Origin of the sequence: Bacteroides timonensis, assembly GCF_000513195.1 — a bacterium.
Lineage (GTDB): Bacteria > Bacteroidota > Bacteroidia > Bacteroidales > Bacteroidaceae > Bacteroides > Bacteroides timonensis.
In genome coordinates this window covers 1-17531 of sequence record NZ_CBVI010000069.1, presented here as the reverse complement: position 1 = coordinate 17531, position 17531 = coordinate 1, and the positions used below count along the sequence as shown (strand labels likewise).

Here is a 17531-nt window from a genome sequence, read left to right as displayed (position 1 = left end):
ATTCTGATTTCAAATCGATTAAACTCTGTGATACTCTGTGTTACTCTGTGGTGAATAATTCATTTCTTTCGGGATATAAATCATAAAATCCCCCCCTCTCTTGCATCAGTAAAAAAATATTCATATTTTTGGGCTCTATTATTTTGTTTACCTTAAACAAGATTGAGGACACTTGTTATGAGAACTTTCGAGATATTATTCTGGATAAGCCTGTTTATCGTATTCTATACTTATATAGGATACGGAATTGTGCTATACATTCTGGTCAAAATTAAAGAAACTTTCCGCAAACCGGTACACTACCCCATGCCTGCTGACGAGGAACTGCCCGAAGTCACACTCTTCATCGCAGCTTACAATGAGGAAGACGTGGTGGACGAAAAGATGCAGAACTGTCTGGCGCTGGATTACCCCGCAGAGAAATTACAGATATTCTGGGTCACGGACGGCAGCAATGACCACACCAACGAACGGCTTTCCCACTGGCCCCGTGCCACCGTTCTCCACCAACCTGAGCGACAAGGAAAAACCGCCGCCCTCAACCGCGGAATGAAGTTCGTGAAAACGCCACTCGTCATATTCACTGATGCCAATACCCACCTGAACCGGGAAGCATTGCGCGAAATCGTTCATGCTTTTGTCAACCCCAAAGTGGGCTGCGTGGCAGGCGAAAAACGCATTGCCATGCAAAGCAAAGATAATGCTGCATCAGGAGGAGAAGGTATTTACTGGAAATATGAATCCGCCCTGAAAGCACTCGACTCACGGCTCTACTCAGCCGTAGGCGCTGCCGGAGAGCTGTTTGCCGTACGCCGGGAATTGTTCGAAGACATGAGGACGGACACACTGCTCGATGATTTCATCCTCTCCCTCCGCATCGCCATGCGTGGCTACACCATCGCCTACTGTGCCGCGGCTTATGCCACCGAAAGCGGTTCCGCCGATATGCAGGAAGAAGAAAAACGCAAAGTACGCATCGCCGCCGGAGGTTTACAGTCTATCTGGAGGCTGCGTCCGCTGCTGAACCCTTTCCGATACGGTCTGCTCAATTTCCAATACGTATCCCATCGTGTCTTGCGATGGTCCATCACTCCTATCCTATTGTTCCTGTTGCTCCCCCTCAATGTAGCGTTACTTTTCACCACCGCCCAACCACTGTTTTACGCTGTCATCTTAGGGTTGCAAGCGCTGTTCTATCTAATGGGAATCTGGGGTTACATCCTTTCCCGAAGGCACATAAAGAACAAGATACTCTTTATTCCATACTACTTCCTCTTCATGAACGTAAACGTGATAAGAGGATTCCGTTACTTGAGCAAACGAAATGGCAATAAAAGCGGAGCCTGGGAAAAAGCGCAAAGGGCAGGCTGATAAGCCCACCACCAATAAATCTAAAATACAAAGAAAGATAATGAAAAGCATTCTGAAAGACACGAACAATTCCGAGAAACTCCTGAACATGACATCAGATACATTGATACTCATGGACAAGGATGGAGTGTGCGTAGATATAGCCATCCACAACGTGGATCTCTGGTTTCTGAAAGAAGAAAAACTGCTCGGAAAGAACTTGCTGACAATGCTGCCGTCCAGAACATACAGCGAGTTTTATCCGGAATTCAAGAAAGTCATGTCGCACAGAACAAAGTCGACACGCAATTACGAACTCCGCCTGAAGGATAATACCTATTTCTTCAAGTGCATCATGCAGCCGTACGGTGACCTGGTATTATGCCAATACCGTGACATTACGGAGCGCAGCCAACGAAAGCTGGAACTTGAAAGGAACAACCGGGAACTCTACGAAATTCAGAAAGCCGCCCTTATCGGCAGTTGGCAATACGAGTCCGACACATGTATTTTCAGCTATGCCGGCCATACCGATATCATGTGTACCAAAGAACCACAGCATATCAAAACGGACATATACCTGCAATATATACTTCCGGAAGACAGGGAAACCTTCAATAACTGGCTGGAACAAAACCTGCAAGGTGATATGGAGAACAGCGTGGATTATCGCATTCTTTATCAAGGACAAATCTTCTACATCCGCCTCAAAGCCTTTGCGCGCGAACGCCATAGAGACGGCAGCACCACTATGGAAGGTTACATACAAAACATCACAGATATACAGCGCCGCCGCAATGACATCAACCTGCTTACCCATGCCATAAACAATTCAACAGAAGATATCTACTCAGCCCGGGAAGACGGTACACTTATATTCGCCAACCGCTGTTTCAAAGAACGGCACAGCATAAGCAATACGGATGACATTACTCAAATGAAGATATACGACCTCCAGTCGTATGGCCGCGACCGGCAGACATGGGCAGAATTTGCCGCCAGCGTCAAACGGGGAGAATTCAATCAAGGTTACATCGTCCATAACCCGTTGCCACTTCGTCCCGAAGTGCTTGCCATCGAAGGAAATTCTTATTGGGTCACCAGCGACGAAGGAATAGGCACGGTCTGGACATTCGGCAGGGATGTTACACAACGCATCCGTCAAGAACAGGAAATCAAGCAATTAAATCAAGTCCTGGATAAAATTTTTGAGAACCTGCCCGCCGGTGTAGTCGTGAAAGATGTCAAGAACGGCTATAAATATATCTACCGCAATCGCGAGTCATACAATCGGGACATTACCATGCAAGAAGCTCTGGGAAAAAACGACTATGACTTTTATAGTCTTGAAATAGCGGAAGAAAAGAGGAAGCAAGATATTGAAGTAGCCACCACCGGACAGGAGATGCATTGGGTGGCGGAAGAACGCGACGGTAACGGCAATCCCCTCTTCCTCGACAAGCGGAAGATGAAAATAGAAAGTAACGACTTCCCACCCATTTTGTTAAGTATCGAATGGGACATCACCGACATGGAACTGATGAGACGTGAACTGATGGTCGCCAAAGAGAAAGCCGAAACTTCCGACCAGCTAAAATCGGCATTCCTCGCCAATATGAGCCACGAGATACGCACACCGCTCAACGCCATCGTCGGTTTCTCACGCATCATTGCCGAAAGCAACGATACCGAAGAACGCAAAAGTTATTATAACATAGTAGAGGCAAACAACGAGCGCCTGTTGCAACTCATCAATGAGATTCTCGACCTCTCGAAGATAGAAGCCGGCATTGTAGAATTCAGTGTAGCCACGGTTCGCCTGCATCCGCTGTGCAAGGAAATACATGACACTCACGTATTCCGCTGCCCGGAAGGTGTCGAGCTGATTTTTGAACCTTCAGACGAAGAACTCCGCATCGAATCGGACAAGAACCGCATCTTTCAGGTCTTTTCAAATCTGATAGGCAATGCGTTCAAGTTCACTACCAAAGGCAGCATCAGTTACGGATATCGCCAGGAGGAAGAAAAAATAGTATTTCATGTGACCGATACCGGTACGGGTATCGCTCCCGAAAAGATAGGAAAAGTATTTGAACGCTTTGTGAAAGCCAATAACTTCGCACAAGGTACAGGCTTGGGATTAGCCATTTGCAAGACCATTATCGAGCGTCTGGGCGGAACAATTTCCGTAACTTCCGAGCTGGGTAAAGGTACTACTTTCACCTTTACCCTGCCTGCCAATACAGCCAAGGAGAAAGAAAAGGAAATGCTTAAAAGCGCACTTGCAAGCAGCGAACTGACAGCCGAAGAGCAAAGTATAATAACTGCAAATGCAGAAGGTACGCCAACTCCGGTCACTAAGGACACGAAGAAGAAAACTGTTCTGATAGCCGAAGACACGGACAGCAATTACATCCTGGCCAAAGCTATTCTTAGTAAAGAATACCACTTGGAACGTGCCAAAGATGGTATGGAAGCCGTCAACATGTTCGTAGAAATAAATCCGGACATCATCCTAATGGATATGAAAATGCCCAATCTTGGCGGACTGGATGCAACGAAGATCATTCGTGAACTGTCACCGGACGTTCCCATTGTTGCCCTGACTGCCTTTGCCTACGATCATGACCGCAAAGCAGCACTCGAAGCAGGTTGCAATGATTTCCTGACCAAACCTTTCACACAGGAAGTACTGAAGGAGACAATAAAGAAGTGGGTTAATAAATGATTAACGGCTAGTGATCAGCTTCTGCGGTATCATAGCGCAGCCTGCTAATCACTAACCATTCATCACTTATTCACGCAAAGATATCACTTCTCTGAATATAGGCAATCACATCGCCCTTATTCACAATATCGCCTTGTTTGGCGCATATCTCTACGACGCGTCCGGTGAATCCGGTCAATATCTTTTCGTATTCTCCCCACGGGGTGGAGAGGTAACAGAACACTTCATCATGCTGGTATTTACGCCCTATGAACGGAGCCACGGAAGGACCTTCCACAGATACTTCCCACAGCACCTGTCCTTTATCCGGTGCAATAATCGGATCGGCCTTGGCACGTTTCAATTTCCGGATTTCTTCTTCCGAATATCCATTCTTCGCCATAGACGCATCTTTGGCACGTTGCAATTCATCCTCGAAACGCTTCTTGGCTGTACCGGACTTGTAATCACGATACTGACGGTCGTGCATGGCAAGTTCAAAGAGTTCTTCTTCATCATCTCCATATTCCCAACCGTTCTCGTCCATTTCTTTCCGATATTCATCCAGAGCATCCGGATAGTTCAATTGTGGATCGGTATCCACAAATTCATATCCTTTTGATTTCGCCAATTCCACAATTTCAGGAGCCAGCTCGCCCGGCAGACGTCCGCTCTTACCGAGAATCATATCCCACGTATGATTATCTATCATCGTCCAGCGCTCTTCACCTTTCACCAACTGCATAAGGTTCATCAATGCCACATTCTTCACATACTGGCTGAAAGGCGTTACCAACGGAGGATACCCCAGCTTAGGCCATACGTATTCCACCTCGTCGAAGAGCATCACCAACAGGTCGTCAATGCTGAGTTCCGGTTCATTCTTCCCTCTTAATATCATGTTTATACCCGAATGTACTCCCTTCAGATCAGCCATCATGGAACCCATCATACCACCCGGAAGGCCACACTTCAACAGCAAAGAGGACATGTGTTTATTGGTCGGATCCATAAAATAGCCCAGGAAGTCATCTATAAATTCCTGTGTCATGGCACGTGCCTTCATATATGCCTTCATATTGATATCGGGCACCTGGAAGCCCTTATCTTTCAGCATGGCTTGTACGGAGATTACGTCCGGATGTACTTTACCCCAGGACATCGGTTCCATAGCCACATCAATAATGTCAGCGCCATTCTCGCAAACTTCCAGGATAGAAGCCATCGACAAACCCGGTCCGCTATGACCGTGATACTGGATAATCACTTCGGGATGCCTTTCCTTAATCGTCTTCGTCAACCGTCCCAACATACCCGGACGGCCGATGCCTGCCATATCTTTCAGGCAGATTTCGGGTGCTCCCGCTTCAATCAGCTGGTCGGCAACATGGGCATAATATTCCACCGTATGCACAGGTGAGTGTGTGATACAAAGGGTTGCCTGCGGTATCATCCCTGCCTCCAATGCATATTTAATAGAAGGAATTATATTCCGTGTCTCGTTCAGTCCACAGAAGATGCGGGTGATATCCACCCCTTGCGCATGCTTCACACGATACATCAGACGGCGTACATCGGCAGGCACAGGATACATGCGCAAAGCGTTCAGACCACGGTCCAGCATATGCGTTTGTATACCCACTTCATTGAAAGGTTTGGTAAAAGCACGTACGGCTTTGTTAGGATTCTCACCGTACAACAGATTCACTTGCTCAAAAGCTCCCCCGTTCGTTTCCACACGGGCAAAACACCCCATTTCAATAATCAACGGAGCGATACGTACCAATTGGTCTACACGAGGTTGATATTTACCGGAAGATTGCCACATATCACGGTAAACAAGACTGAATTTAATTTCCTTTTTCATCGCAGTCAGCAGTTAGCGGTTTAACATATATGAATTACTCGGTTAACTTAATAAGTACAAATATAAAGGTTTATTCTGACATATAGTCAAATTTACGCTTGAATTATTTAGCATAAAAGATATGTTTAATATCATATTGAAACAGATTTTTCATTTTATAACATTTTCCGCCATTTCATTCCTCTATGATTCAGACGATAATTTATCGGAAAGGATGGAGGGGAGTCATTACAGGAAAGTAATGAATTAAATGATAATTTAGCGGCTTCGCCGCTAAATTAAGTTACGAGCTACGAGCTACCAGTAACGAGTTGCTGCGCTGTACTCGTGGGTGAATAATAATTCGCCCGGCTATCACGCCGAAAGGTACTTGTCACTTGTAGCTTGTAGCTCGTTACTTATCGCGCAAAGCGCGATAAATTCCCATTTAACTCATAACCCTATAGAAAGGAACCAATCCCATCACTCCCCTCCCACAAAAAAAACATGCCCAGAGCATTGCCCTGGGCTATAAATATTAAGTTTGTCAGTCTTCAGTCTGCACTGTTTGTTTTCAAACAAAGTCTTTCAGTTCTTCTTGTAGCCGTTGGCGGGTAAAGAAGATACGGCTTTTTACGGTTCCTAAAGGCAATCCGAGACGGTCAGCTATTTCACGATACTTGAAACCGGAGACATGCATGGAGAAAGGAACTTTATAATCGCGGGGTAACGAATTCACGATGCGATGCATTTCTTTTAAATCATAAGATCCTTCGGCATTTGCAAAACCGGAGTTTTGCGGCAGGTTTAAGTGATAAAGGTTATCTGTCTGGTCCACGAAAGTTTGTTCGCGAACGATTCTGCGGTAGTTATTAATAAAGATATTCCGCATAATGGTGTACATCCACCCTTTGAAATTGGTATCGGGCATGTACTTGTCTTCGTTGTCCAATGCTTTGAGTGAGGTTTCCTGCAATAAATCATTCGCCTCCTCTTTATCGGCTGTCAACTTATATGCAAAGCGAAGCAGTTCTTCTTGCACACTAATCAAATCCTTCCTAAAACTGTAGGTATTCATACTTTGCTCTTTTAAATAGTTAATAATTATTTTAAATTCACGATTGCAAGTATAGGGAAGTTTTGGGGTTTCCGAGGACCGAGTTTTGTTTTTATTTAGGGCGAAAACTATCAATTGACAGTTTTTACCCCCTTTTTGAGAGTTTTCTGGTGGTGATTTTTGTAAAAAGCGTATCTTTTTCCGAAGATTTCGTAAACAGTTTGTGATTTTTTTATAGTTTTGCCTACATATAGCAAAAACACTTTATTTAAAAACACTTTATTTTATGAGACGAATTATTAAATCAATCACTCTTCTGGCTATCATGGCTATCGCTTTGCCGTCATTCGGTCAAGGATTGAAAGCTTTCAAGCTGAAGAACGGCCTTTCCGTATATGTATGGGAAGACAACACGAAATCGGATGTATTTGGTGCTGTAGGTGTTCGTACAGGCTCTGTCAACGATCCGGCTGAATATACCGGTCTGGCACACTATCTGGAACATGTCATGTTCAAAGGTACGGATAAAATCAGTACACTTGACTGGGCAGCAGAAGAGCCTATCTACAAAAAGATCATCGCCAAATACGACGAGATGGCCGATGAAGCTGATCCTGCAAAGAAAGAAGCTATCGGGAAAGAAATCAATGAACTTACGATTGAGGCTGCCAAAGTAAGTGTATCTACTGAATTCTCCAATTTAATGGAGAGTATGGGTGCAAAAGGGCTGAATGCCGGTACAAGCTACGATTACACTTACTATCATAACTCTTTTCCGGCATACCAGATCAACAAATGGCTGGAAATCAGTTCTCAGCGTTTTATTAATCCTGTTTTTCGCACTTTCCAGTCCGAATTGGAAACAGTATACGAAGAATATAACCGCGCACAGGATAATCAAGGCAGAGTACAACAACAATTCCTGTTGGGTAAAGCATTCGAAGGACATCCTTACTCCCGCTCAGTATTGGGATTACCCGAACATCTGAAAAATCCGCGACTGAGCAAACTGATTGAATTCTACAACCAATGGTATACTCCACAAAATATGGTACTGATTCTTGTAGGCAACGTCAACGCCCAACAGATCAGCGGACGTATTAATGCTGCTTTCGGGCGCCTGCAGAATCATGAACTGCCAGCACGCAAGGAGTATCCCGACCTTAATATAAAAGGCCGTACGCAACATACAGCCAAAATAGGCTACTATCCCAGTGTATACCTGGTTTACAAAGGTGTACCAGCCGGACATCCCGATGAAAACGCACTGAAAATAGCGCTCTCATTACTCTCCAACGGTAGCAATACAGGTGCGTTAAACAAGCTGATCATAGACGGTGAACTAACCAGTGGATATGCAACCACCCTTACGTTCCGTGAACAGGGCCGTAACATAGTTCAGGTCACTCCATTATACGACGAGAACCAACGACGCTTCGAATCAAACAAAAGTGCTGAGAAGAAGGCACTAAAGGCCATTGAGAAGATTGCTAACGGAGACTTCGCAGATTGGACAATCGATGCCATCAAGAACAATATGTGCCGCGATTTCGACTTGATGATGGAAGACAACGAAACGAAGGCCGAGATGCTATTGGAAGCTTTCACCAACGAACAGGATCTTGGTAAAGTGCTCAACTACAAAGATGAAATTATGTCTATCACCAACGATGACATCAAGCGTGTAGCCAAACAGTATCTGACCAATGATTATCTGGCACTCTACATAGAAAAAGGTAAGACAAGTAAAGAAGGCAAACTGAAGAAGCCCGAATACAAGCCTATCGAACCGCCTGTTGGCAAACAATCTCTTTATGCTACTCAGTTCAAGAGTATGCCTATCGGACAAGTAGACGAAAAGTTCATAGATTTCAGTAATGTACAAGTGAAACAGCTGAATGACCGCTCTAAGATGTATTACTCGCCCAACCCTGAAAACAACGTATTCAGCATGACGGTAAGATATGGAGCAGGAACACGCGAATTCCCCAAATTGGGTATTGCCGCCAACCTGATGAATAATGCCGGTATCATGGGAACTTATGAGCCCCAACAACTGAAAGAAGAACTCAGTAAACTGAATGCTACCTGCCACGTTAGTGCAGACGATGATTATCTTTATGTTACAATGAGAGGATACGAAGAGACATTGCCACAAGCCTGCCAACTACTCGCCCGCCAAATCCTTATGCCGAAGTTGGACGACAAACAGTTGAGCCGTATCAAAGGTTCCATGCTGGGAACCCGTCAGCAACGCAAGGAAAATGTAGCTCTATTGGCAGATGCCCTTTTCCAATATATCCGTTACCAGAATAAATCGGATTATATTGAAGAACTGACGGATAAGGAAGTCTATGAACTTCAGATTTCCGAGTTGACAGGAGACATTAATCGTGCATCCAATTACGAAGCGGAAATTTTCTACTGCGGAACTCTGCCTTTCGATAATGCTTATGAAATTCTCAGCAAGAATCTGCCGCTGGTAGCTAACGAGCGCCCGACAACTTCTCCACAAGACAAACCATTGGCACAGGTAACTGAAAACACTGTTTATTTCCTGCCGAACTCGGATGCAGAACAAGCCCAGATATACCTTTACATGCCTATGCAGAAGTATGACAAGAAAGATGACGTTTTACGTGATGCTTTCTACCAATACTTCTCAGGTGGCTTCAATGGTTTGGTGATCAATGAAATCCGCGAGAAAAGATCCATGGCATACACGGCCGGTGCATACGTTTCCACACCTTCCCTGCCTGGTAATCCAACGTATCTAATAGGACGTATCGGTACACAGAATGATAAGGCAAACGATGCCATAGACATTTTCATGGGACTGATCAGTGACATGCCGAAAAACGCAGAGCGTATTGAAAACATCAAGAGCTATATGCGCCAGGAAGCATTGACTTCACATCCGGACTTCCGCTATAAAGCGCAATACCTCCGGATGTATCAGCGTATGGGCTACCAAGGTGACCCTGCCGAAGAAAACCTGAAGAAAATTGACGCATTGACTTTTGACGATATCGTGAAGTTCTACGAAGAGAATATTAAGGGCAAGCCTTACTGCATCGGCGTCATGGGTAACCCGAAAGATATTGATCTGAAGAAACTGGAGAAATACGGCAAAGTAGTGAAACTGAATGAAAGAAAATTATTCAACACGAAAGACGCACTGTTCTAAAGAGCTACGAGTTACAAGCTACGAGCTACAAGTTGCTGCGCTATGACGCTGAAAAGAGCTACGAGCTACAAGTTGCTATGCTATGACGCTGAAAAGCACTTGTAGCTTGTAGCTCGTAGCTTGTAGCTCTTTCTTTTATTACTCCTTGCCTTCCTCCTCTTCTCCGCCTCCCGTAAGAATCGGCAGACAGATATTATACTTCACCGCCAGAATGCGCGTCACAAACACCGATACTCCGCCCACCACCTGACAAGCATAGGACTGCATTCCCAGCAGATCGCACAACCAGTAGGCCGTACCGCCTACCACACATGCCATCGCATAAATCTCTTTTCGGAAAATCAGCGGTATCTCATTGATAAACACATCACGGATCACTCCACCCGCAGCACCCGTAATGCTACCCATAATGATGGCTACCCAGAACGGATATCCCAATGCAATGCTCTTCCCTACACCGACCACCGTAAACAGTGCCAGACCGATACTGTCGAAGATAAAAAACGTATTGTGCAAGTGAATGAGATGCTTTCCGAAAAGAATGACCCAAAGTAAAGCCAGTCCCGTACAAATCAGATAGATAGGATCAGTCATCCACCCCGGCGTCACTCCCAGCAATACATCGCGGATGGTACCGCCGCCGATAGCCGTCACGAAACCTACCACGTACGCCCCAAACCAGTCGAACCGCTTTGCCGATGCCAGACGGATGCCGCTGATGGCAAAAGCGAACGTACCTATAAAATCGAGAATTTGAACAAATGTAGGCATGATAATCAATGATTAACGTTAAATGTTTAATGATTTATAATCGGTATTCATTAAAATTATGGGCAAAGTAACGAATAATTTCCCTAAGAAAACGTATTTTTGTCTCATCAATTTATATGCAATGAAAATAACAATCGTATCGGGCGCACGCCCCAACTTCATGAAAATAGCTCCCATCACCCGGGCCATCAAAGCCGCGCAGGAAGCTGGAAAGAAGATTTCATACCGTCTCGTCTACACCGGGCGACAGGATGATACCAGTCTGGATGCCTCCTTGTTTTCCGACCTGGACATGAAGCGACCGGACGGTTATCTGGGAGTCACCGGACACGACTATTCGGAAGTGGCAGCCGCCATCATGCTTGCTTTCGAAAAGGAACTGAACAATCATCCCGCGCAGGTAGTACTCGTTGTAGACGATCTTACCGCTACCATGAGCTGCTCCATCGTTGCCAAAAAGCGCGGTCTGAAAGTCGCGCACCTCATTGCCGGAACCCGTTCGTTCGATATGAATATGCCCCGCGAAGTAAACCGCACCATCGTAGATGCCATTTCCGACTATCTGTTTACCGCAGGCATGGTAGCCAACCGCAACCTGAACCAGGAAGGCATGATTCCCGAATACATCCATTATGTAGGCAATATATTGATAGATACCGTCCGCTACAACCGTCACCGTCTGTTGCAGCCTGTATGGTTCTCCACCATAGGGCTGGAAAAGCGCGGTTACCTGTTGCTGACCCTCAACCGGCACGACCTGCTGACCAAGAAACATGTACTCAAATCGTTGATACAAACATTGATTGAGAAATCCGAAGGCATGCCCATCATTGCGCCCCTGCACCCTTATGTGCAAAAAGCCATCAAATCGCTGGACATCCCCGCGCCTAATCTGCACATCCTGCCGCCTCAAAGTTATCTGCATTTCGGTTACCTCATCAACCATGCAAAAGGCATTGTAACGGACTCCGGAAACATTGCCGAGGAAGCTACCTTCCTCGATGTCCCCTGCATCACGCTCAATTCCTACGCTGAGCACCCCGAAACCTGGCGTGTAGGTACCAATGAGTTAGTAAATGAAGATTCCGTGGCTCTTGCCAATGCTCTGGAAAAACTAATGCTCGGCGAATGGAAACATACTACCCTGCCCGACCGTTGGGATGGACGTACAGCGGAACGTATCGTACAGACGTTGATTAACGGAGAATTAAAAGAGCATTACTGAATTAGGAGTTAAAGGGAGTTATAGGAGTCAACTCCTATAAACAGATAACCAACAGAAATAACCTAACTTATAGAAAGCGAAAAGCCGTAAAGAGGGGTGTTTTCCTGTCAGGTTCTTTTCCAAAAGACTCTCAGATATACGAAATAGGAAAGCGGTTAGTGCAACAGCATGAAACCGCTTTAAACTATTGTACCAGCGCAATAAGCGGACGTATGGAAGCAATTCCTGTTCACAGCCCAAGAGGTTTTTCACAGAACGGCGTGTTTTCACCAAAAAAGAAGCCGCATCTTCCTCCACCAGATGCCAGACCGGATTTTCAATATGCAACACCGGTATACCCGCATCTTCCAGCCTCTTTCCGAAAGCGGTATCCTCATATCCCAAATGAAACGTTTCGTCAAAACGGACACGCAGAAAAAGCTCTCTCGGAATAAAAAAGTTCATACTTATAAATCGCTGATAAGGATGCTTGCGGCGTTTGGCAGCCGTTTGCGCTTCCACCTGCGCTCCGTATTTATTGCGCAGAAAGGAGTCCCCCTCCTCCGGATAACAAAAACCACCGCAAACTACTTGTCCGCCCGCATTCTTGAGGTATAAAGAAAGAAAGTCCTCACCTACCGGACTTGTGTCCGTATCCAGAAAAAGCAAATAAGGATAACGCGCCTGTTCGCCCAGATAGTTCCGGACAAATGCCGGCCCGTGGTTATCATCAAGTTCATGCACACAACAGCCATCCAGCATATTCAGCTCCCGGTTACTTTCTCTCACCTCTTCGCAAGACGCATCATCAGCCAGCAGAATTTCAAAAGGAACTCCTGTCAGCAAGGCCATCTCATGCAGTTTCTTTACTAATGAAACGCAAGTGATATTGTACACCGGAATAAGTATGGATAACATAAATGCAAATATACTTTTTCTTTTGCATCAAGGCAAAAGAAAAGTACATATAAACATTCCTCTTATTTCTTTAGATTATATTTACTTCTTATTTTACTGTATTTTGTTAACTTTGCGGCCTCATACTGACTTAAATATGAAACAACAATATATAGTTCTCATCCTTTTTCTGCTGTCATTATTCGTCGCACACAGCGCATCCGCACAGATTAAAGGTGTCGTGACCGACTCCCTCACCAATGAACCATTAATGTACATCACCGTTCAATACGAGGGAAAAGGCGTGGGTGCCATCACCAATGCCGAAGGCGAATACACAGTGGAAACCCGTAAAGGCTGGAATGAATTATCATTCTCCGCCATCGGATACGTGACCAAGAAAGTTACCCTGAAGCCCACCACCAAAGTACTGAACGTGAAACTGGCACCTGCCGACGTCATGCTCTCCGAAGTTGTGGTGAAGCCCCAGAAAGAGAAATACTCCCGTAAGAACAATCCCGCCGTGGATTTTATGAGGAAAGTTATAGAGAATAAGAAAGAACTGAAACTGGAAGCCAACGACTTCTACCAGTATCAGAAATACGAAAAGATGAAGATGTCCATGAATGACGTCACCCCCGAAAAGATGGAAAAGGGCATCTACAAGAAATTCTCATTCTTTAAAGACCAGGTGGAAGTATCGCCCAAGACCAACAAGATGATCCTCCCCATCTCCATCAAGGAGACGTCTTCGAGAACCATCTACCGCAAAAGTCCCAAAAGCGAAAAAACCATCATCGAAGGTGTGAATTCCAGCGGTATCGAGGAGTTTTTCAATACGGGAGACATGTTGGGAACCATCCTGACCGATGTCTTCTCCGATGTCAATATCTACGACGATGACATCCGACTCCTGCAACGCCGCTTCGTCAGTCCCATCGGTCGTGGGGCCATCAGTTTCTATAAATACTACCTCATGGACACCGTCATGGTGGACCGTCAGGAGTGTGTGCACCTCACCTTCGTGCCGCAAAACTCACAGGATTTCGGTTTCACGGGACACCTCTACGTAGTGAAGGATTCTACTTATGCCGTCAAGAAGTGTACTATGAATCTGCCTAAAAAGACGGGTGTGAACTTTGTAGACAACCTCGACATTGTACAGCAATTCGAGCAGATGCCGGACGGAAACTGGGTACTTACGGACGATGACATGACCGTGGAACTGCAATTCGTAAAAGGCATACAAGGACTTGAAGTGCAGCGTACTACCAAATACTCCAATTACAACTTTGAAGACATTGAGCCTCGTCTCTTCCGCCTGAAAGGCAACGTCATCAAAGAAGCCAATATGCTCAACAAGAGTGATGAATATTGGGCGAGTGTGCGTCAGGTTCCCCTCACAAAGAAAGAGAGTAACATGGATGTCTTCATGAACCGCATTGAGCAAATTCCCGGATTCAAATATGTCATCTTCGGTGCGAAAGCCCTGATTGAGAACTTCGTGGAAACGGGCACCAAGAAGCACCCCAGCAAGTTCGACTTCGGGCCTATCAATACCACCATCACAAGCAATTACGTGAATGGTACACGTTTCCGTCTCAGTGGTATGACCACCGGTAACCTCGATCCGCACTGGAGCTTCAGCGGATATGCGGCCTACGGTACGAAGGACAAGAAATGGTTCTATAAAGGTCAGGCAGCCTACTCGTTCAACAAGCGCGAATATGTATTGTGGGAATTCCCCAAGCACTACCTGGCTTTCGATTACAGTTACGACGTCATGTCTCCCATGGATAAATACCTCTCAACGGACAAGGATAATATGTTTGTGGGCTGGAAGTGGACCAAGGTAGACCAGATGTCGTACATGCGCGACGCTACCCTGACCTACGAACTGGAAACCAATACCGGTTTCTCCATCAAAGCCATGGCACGCCACCGCAACGACCAGCCTGCCGGGGGTGTATTGCAATACTGGAAAAACGATGGTAACATCGCCGGAATATGGGATGATACGAATACCTTCATCAAGGACATCACCACCACCGAACTCGGTGTCACCCTGCGTTACGCACCGGGTGAGACGTATGTCAACACGAAGCAGCGCCGTGTGCCCGTATCGCTGGATGCCCCGATCTTCTCCCTCTCCCATACCCTCGGTCTGAAAGGCGTGTTAGGTGGCGAGTACAACTTCAACCTTACGGAAGCCAGTATCCGCAAACGTTTCTGGTTCGGTTCGTGGGGTAAACTGGATATTACCGCCCGTGCCGGCGCGCAGTGGAACACTGTACCGTTCCCCTTGTTGAACCTGCCCATGGCGAATCTGTCATACATCACCCAGCACAACGAGTCATTCAGCCTGATCAACAACATGGAGTTCCTGAACGACCGTTACGCCTCTCTCGCCCTGACCTACGACATGAATGGAAAGCTGTTCAACCGCATCCCGCTTATCAAGAAGCTGAAGTGGCGCGAAACTTTCCGCATCCGTGGTATGTACGGCACCCTGACGGACAAGAACAATCCGTACAAGAGCCACAGCGACGAACTGTTCCTTTTCCCCATGCGCGACGGTGTCCCCACCAGCCACGTAATGGGCAGCACTCCCTACTTGGAAGCCAGTGTAGGTATCTACAACATATTCAAGCTGTTGCACATCGAATATGTACGCCGCCTCACCTACACCGATATACCGGGAGTGAAGAAAGATGGCATACGCTTCATGATATTAATGATATTCTAAATTCACATGACTCCATTAGCAGAAAGGCTTCGCCCTAAAACCTTAGACGAGTACATCGGTCAAAAACACTTAGTAGGACCGGGTGCGGTGCTGCGCAAGATGATTGACGCAGGACGAATTTCTTCGTTCATACTATGGGGTCCTCCGGGTGTAGGGAAAACCACTCTGGCACAGATCATCGCGAATAAATTGGAAACTCCGTTCTACACATTGAGCGCCGTGAGTAGCGGGGTGAAAGATGTGCGCGAAGTGATAGACCGCGCGAAGAGCAACCGTTTCTTCTCGCAAGGCAGTCCCATCCTGTTCATTGATGAAATACACCGTTTCAGCAAGTCACAGCAAGACTCACTGCTCGGAGCTGTGGAACAAGGCACAGTGACGCTGATAGGCGCTACCACGGAGAATCCGTCTTTTGAGGTAATCCGTCCGCTACTGTCACGCTGCCAACTCTATGTGCTGAAATCTTTGGAAAAAGATGATTTACTGGAACTGTTGCAACGTGCCATTACCACCGACCATATACTGAAAGAGCGTACCATCGAGCTGAAAGAAACCACCGCCATGCTTCGCTACAGTGGTGGAGACGCCCGCAAATTGCTCAACATCCTGGATCTCGTTGTTTCTTCCGAAGCCGGAGATCCCGTCGTCATCACCGATGAGATGGTGACAGAACGCCTGCAACAGAATCCGCTTGCCTACGACAAAGACGGAGAGATGCATTATGACATCATCTCCGCCTTCATCAAGTCCATCCGTGGCAGTGATCCCGACGGTGCCATCTATTGGCTGGCCCGCATGGTGGAAGCCGGAGAAGATCCCGCATTCATCGCCCGCCGCCTTGTCATTTCCGCTTCGGAAGACGTGGGACTGGCAAACCCGAACGCCTTGCTGATTGCCAATGCGTGTTTCGACGCCGTAATGAAAGTGGGATGGCCCGAAGGACGTATCCCTCTGGCGGAAGCCACCGTTTACCTTGCCACAAGCCCGAAGAGCAACTCCGCCTACATGGCCATCAACAATGCCCTGGAGCTTGTACGCCAGACCGGCAATCTGCCCGTACCCCTGCACCTGCGCAATGCACCTACCAAACTGATGAAACAGTTGGGTTATGGAGACAATTATAAGTATGCGCACGATTATCCCGGCCACTTCGTCAAGCAACAATTTCTGCCCGACGAGCTGAAAGACCGCCGTCTGTGGGAAGCACAGGACAATGCTGCCGAACAGAAACATGCGGAACGGATGAGAGCATTGTGGGGCGAGGATAAGTTCAGAAAATCGTAACTTTATAAAAAAAAGAGCTGTGAGATATTTATTCCAGCTCTTTTATCATTCTTCGGATTACCGGTATCTACCACAGACGCACGCTCAACTATTAATTGCAATGCAGAAGCAATAGTGTGCAAACTATCCAATGCCAACTCTTTGTCAAACATAAACTCCCTCCCTATTGATTCTGTTCTTTAAACGGACATTCATTTGTTCTCGTATTCTAACTAAATCAACCGGACATCCTAGAAGTTCTTCCAACTCACTCTGAATACGATCTAATGTAAGAAGAGAAGGTGCGTTACCTTCGTAACAAATATCGACATCGCTATGTTCCGTTTGTTCTCCACGAGCTACAGAGCCAAACACTCCTAAACGGCTAAAGCCATATTTACGGGCATTTACCTGCTTATACAACTTCAATAATTCTAATATTTCAGGAGTAGATTTCATATTACTATAATTTTATATCTATACAAAGATATGAAAAGATAGGT

11 protein-coding genes are annotated in these 17531 nt (G+C 46.2%); 6 read left to right on the top strand and 5 right to left on the bottom strand.

Going from position 1 to position 17531, the window contains the following annotated elements:
• Positions 1–177: 177 nt before the first annotated feature.
• Positions 178–1371, top strand: a complete 1194-nt coding sequence (locus tag BN161_RS13290; RefSeq protein WP_044267005.1) for a glycosyltransferase family 2 protein — start codon at positions 178–180, stop codon at positions 1369–1371.
• Between the two features lie 40 nt (positions 1372–1411).
• Positions 1412–4078 carry an ATP-binding protein gene (locus tag BN161_RS13285; RefSeq protein ID WP_044267003.1) on the top strand — a complete coding sequence of 889 codons (2667 nt, stop codon included), beginning with the start codon at positions 1412–1414 and terminating at the stop codon, positions 4076–4078.
• Positions 4079–4148: 70 nt separating this feature from the next.
• Here the strand turns inward: BN161_RS13285 and BN161_RS13280 are convergent, their stop codons facing one another.
• Together BN161_RS13280 and BN161_RS13275 are read right to left on the bottom strand one after the other, a co-directional pair.
• On the bottom strand, positions 4149–5924 hold the full coding sequence (locus BN161_RS13280) for a biotin/lipoyl-binding protein (protein ID WP_044267001.1): 1776 nt from the start codon (positions 5922–5924) through the stop codon (positions 4149–4151).
• A 553-nt stretch (positions 5925–6477) separates the two neighbouring features.
• Positions 6478–6981, bottom strand: coding sequence for an RNA polymerase sigma factor (locus BN161_RS13275; protein ID WP_044266999.1), 504 nt, complete (start codon positions 6979–6981; stop codon positions 6478–6480).
• Positions 6982–7246: 265 nt separating this feature from the next.
• Here BN161_RS13275 and BN161_RS13270 point away from each other — a divergent pair, with 265 nt between their 5' ends.
• Positions 7247–10147: a M16 family metallopeptidase gene (locus BN161_RS13270; protein ID WP_044266997.1), complete on the top strand. Its 2901-nt coding sequence runs from the start codon at positions 7247–7249 to the stop codon at positions 10145–10147.
• Between the two features lie 138 nt (positions 10148–10285).
• Here BN161_RS13270 and BN161_RS13265 read toward each other — a convergent pair whose 3' ends face one another.
• Entirely contained in the window at positions 10286–10918 is a 633-nt protein-coding gene (locus BN161_RS13265; protein WP_044266995.1) for a trimeric intracellular cation channel family protein, read from the bottom strand.
• Between the two features lie 121 nt (positions 10919–11039).
• On the opposite strand from BN161_RS13265, the gene BN161_RS13260 reads away from it, so the two are divergent.
• Positions 11040–12143: a UDP-N-acetyl glucosamine 2-epimerase gene (locus BN161_RS13260; RefSeq protein ID WP_209441902.1), complete on the top strand. Its 1104-nt coding sequence runs from the start codon at positions 11040–11042 to the stop codon at positions 12141–12143.
• A 27-nt stretch (positions 12144–12170) separates the two neighbouring features.
• On the opposite strand, the gene BN161_RS13255 is transcribed toward BN161_RS13260, so the two are convergent.
• A complete protein-coding gene (locus BN161_RS13255) occupies positions 12171–13040 on the bottom strand; it encodes a glycosyltransferase family 2 protein (RefSeq protein ID WP_044266993.1) in 870 nt (289 codons plus the stop codon).
• Positions 13041–13176: 136 nt separating this feature from the next.
• On the opposite strand from BN161_RS13255, the gene BN161_RS13250 reads away from it, so the two are divergent.
• Both BN161_RS13250 and BN161_RS13245 read left to right on the top strand, forming a co-directional pair.
• Entirely contained in the window at positions 13177–15765 is a 2589-nt protein-coding gene (locus BN161_RS13250) for a DUF5686 and carboxypeptidase-like regulatory domain-containing protein (protein WP_044266992.1), read from the top strand.
• A gap of 6 nt (positions 15766–15771) precedes the next feature.
• Positions 15772–17049 carry a replication-associated recombination protein A gene (locus tag BN161_RS13245; protein WP_044266991.1) on the top strand — a complete coding sequence of 426 codons (1278 nt, stop codon included), beginning with the start codon at positions 15772–15774 and terminating at the stop codon, positions 17047–17049.
• A 144-nt stretch (positions 17050–17193) separates the two neighbouring features.
• Here BN161_RS13245 and BN161_RS13240 read toward each other — a convergent pair whose 3' ends face one another.
• Positions 17194–17487 (bottom strand): nucleotidyltransferase family protein, encoded by a 294-nt coding sequence (locus BN161_RS13240; protein WP_007213620.1) that lies wholly within the window; start codon positions 17485–17487, stop codon positions 17194–17196.
• Positions 17488–17531 lie beyond the last annotated feature (44 nt).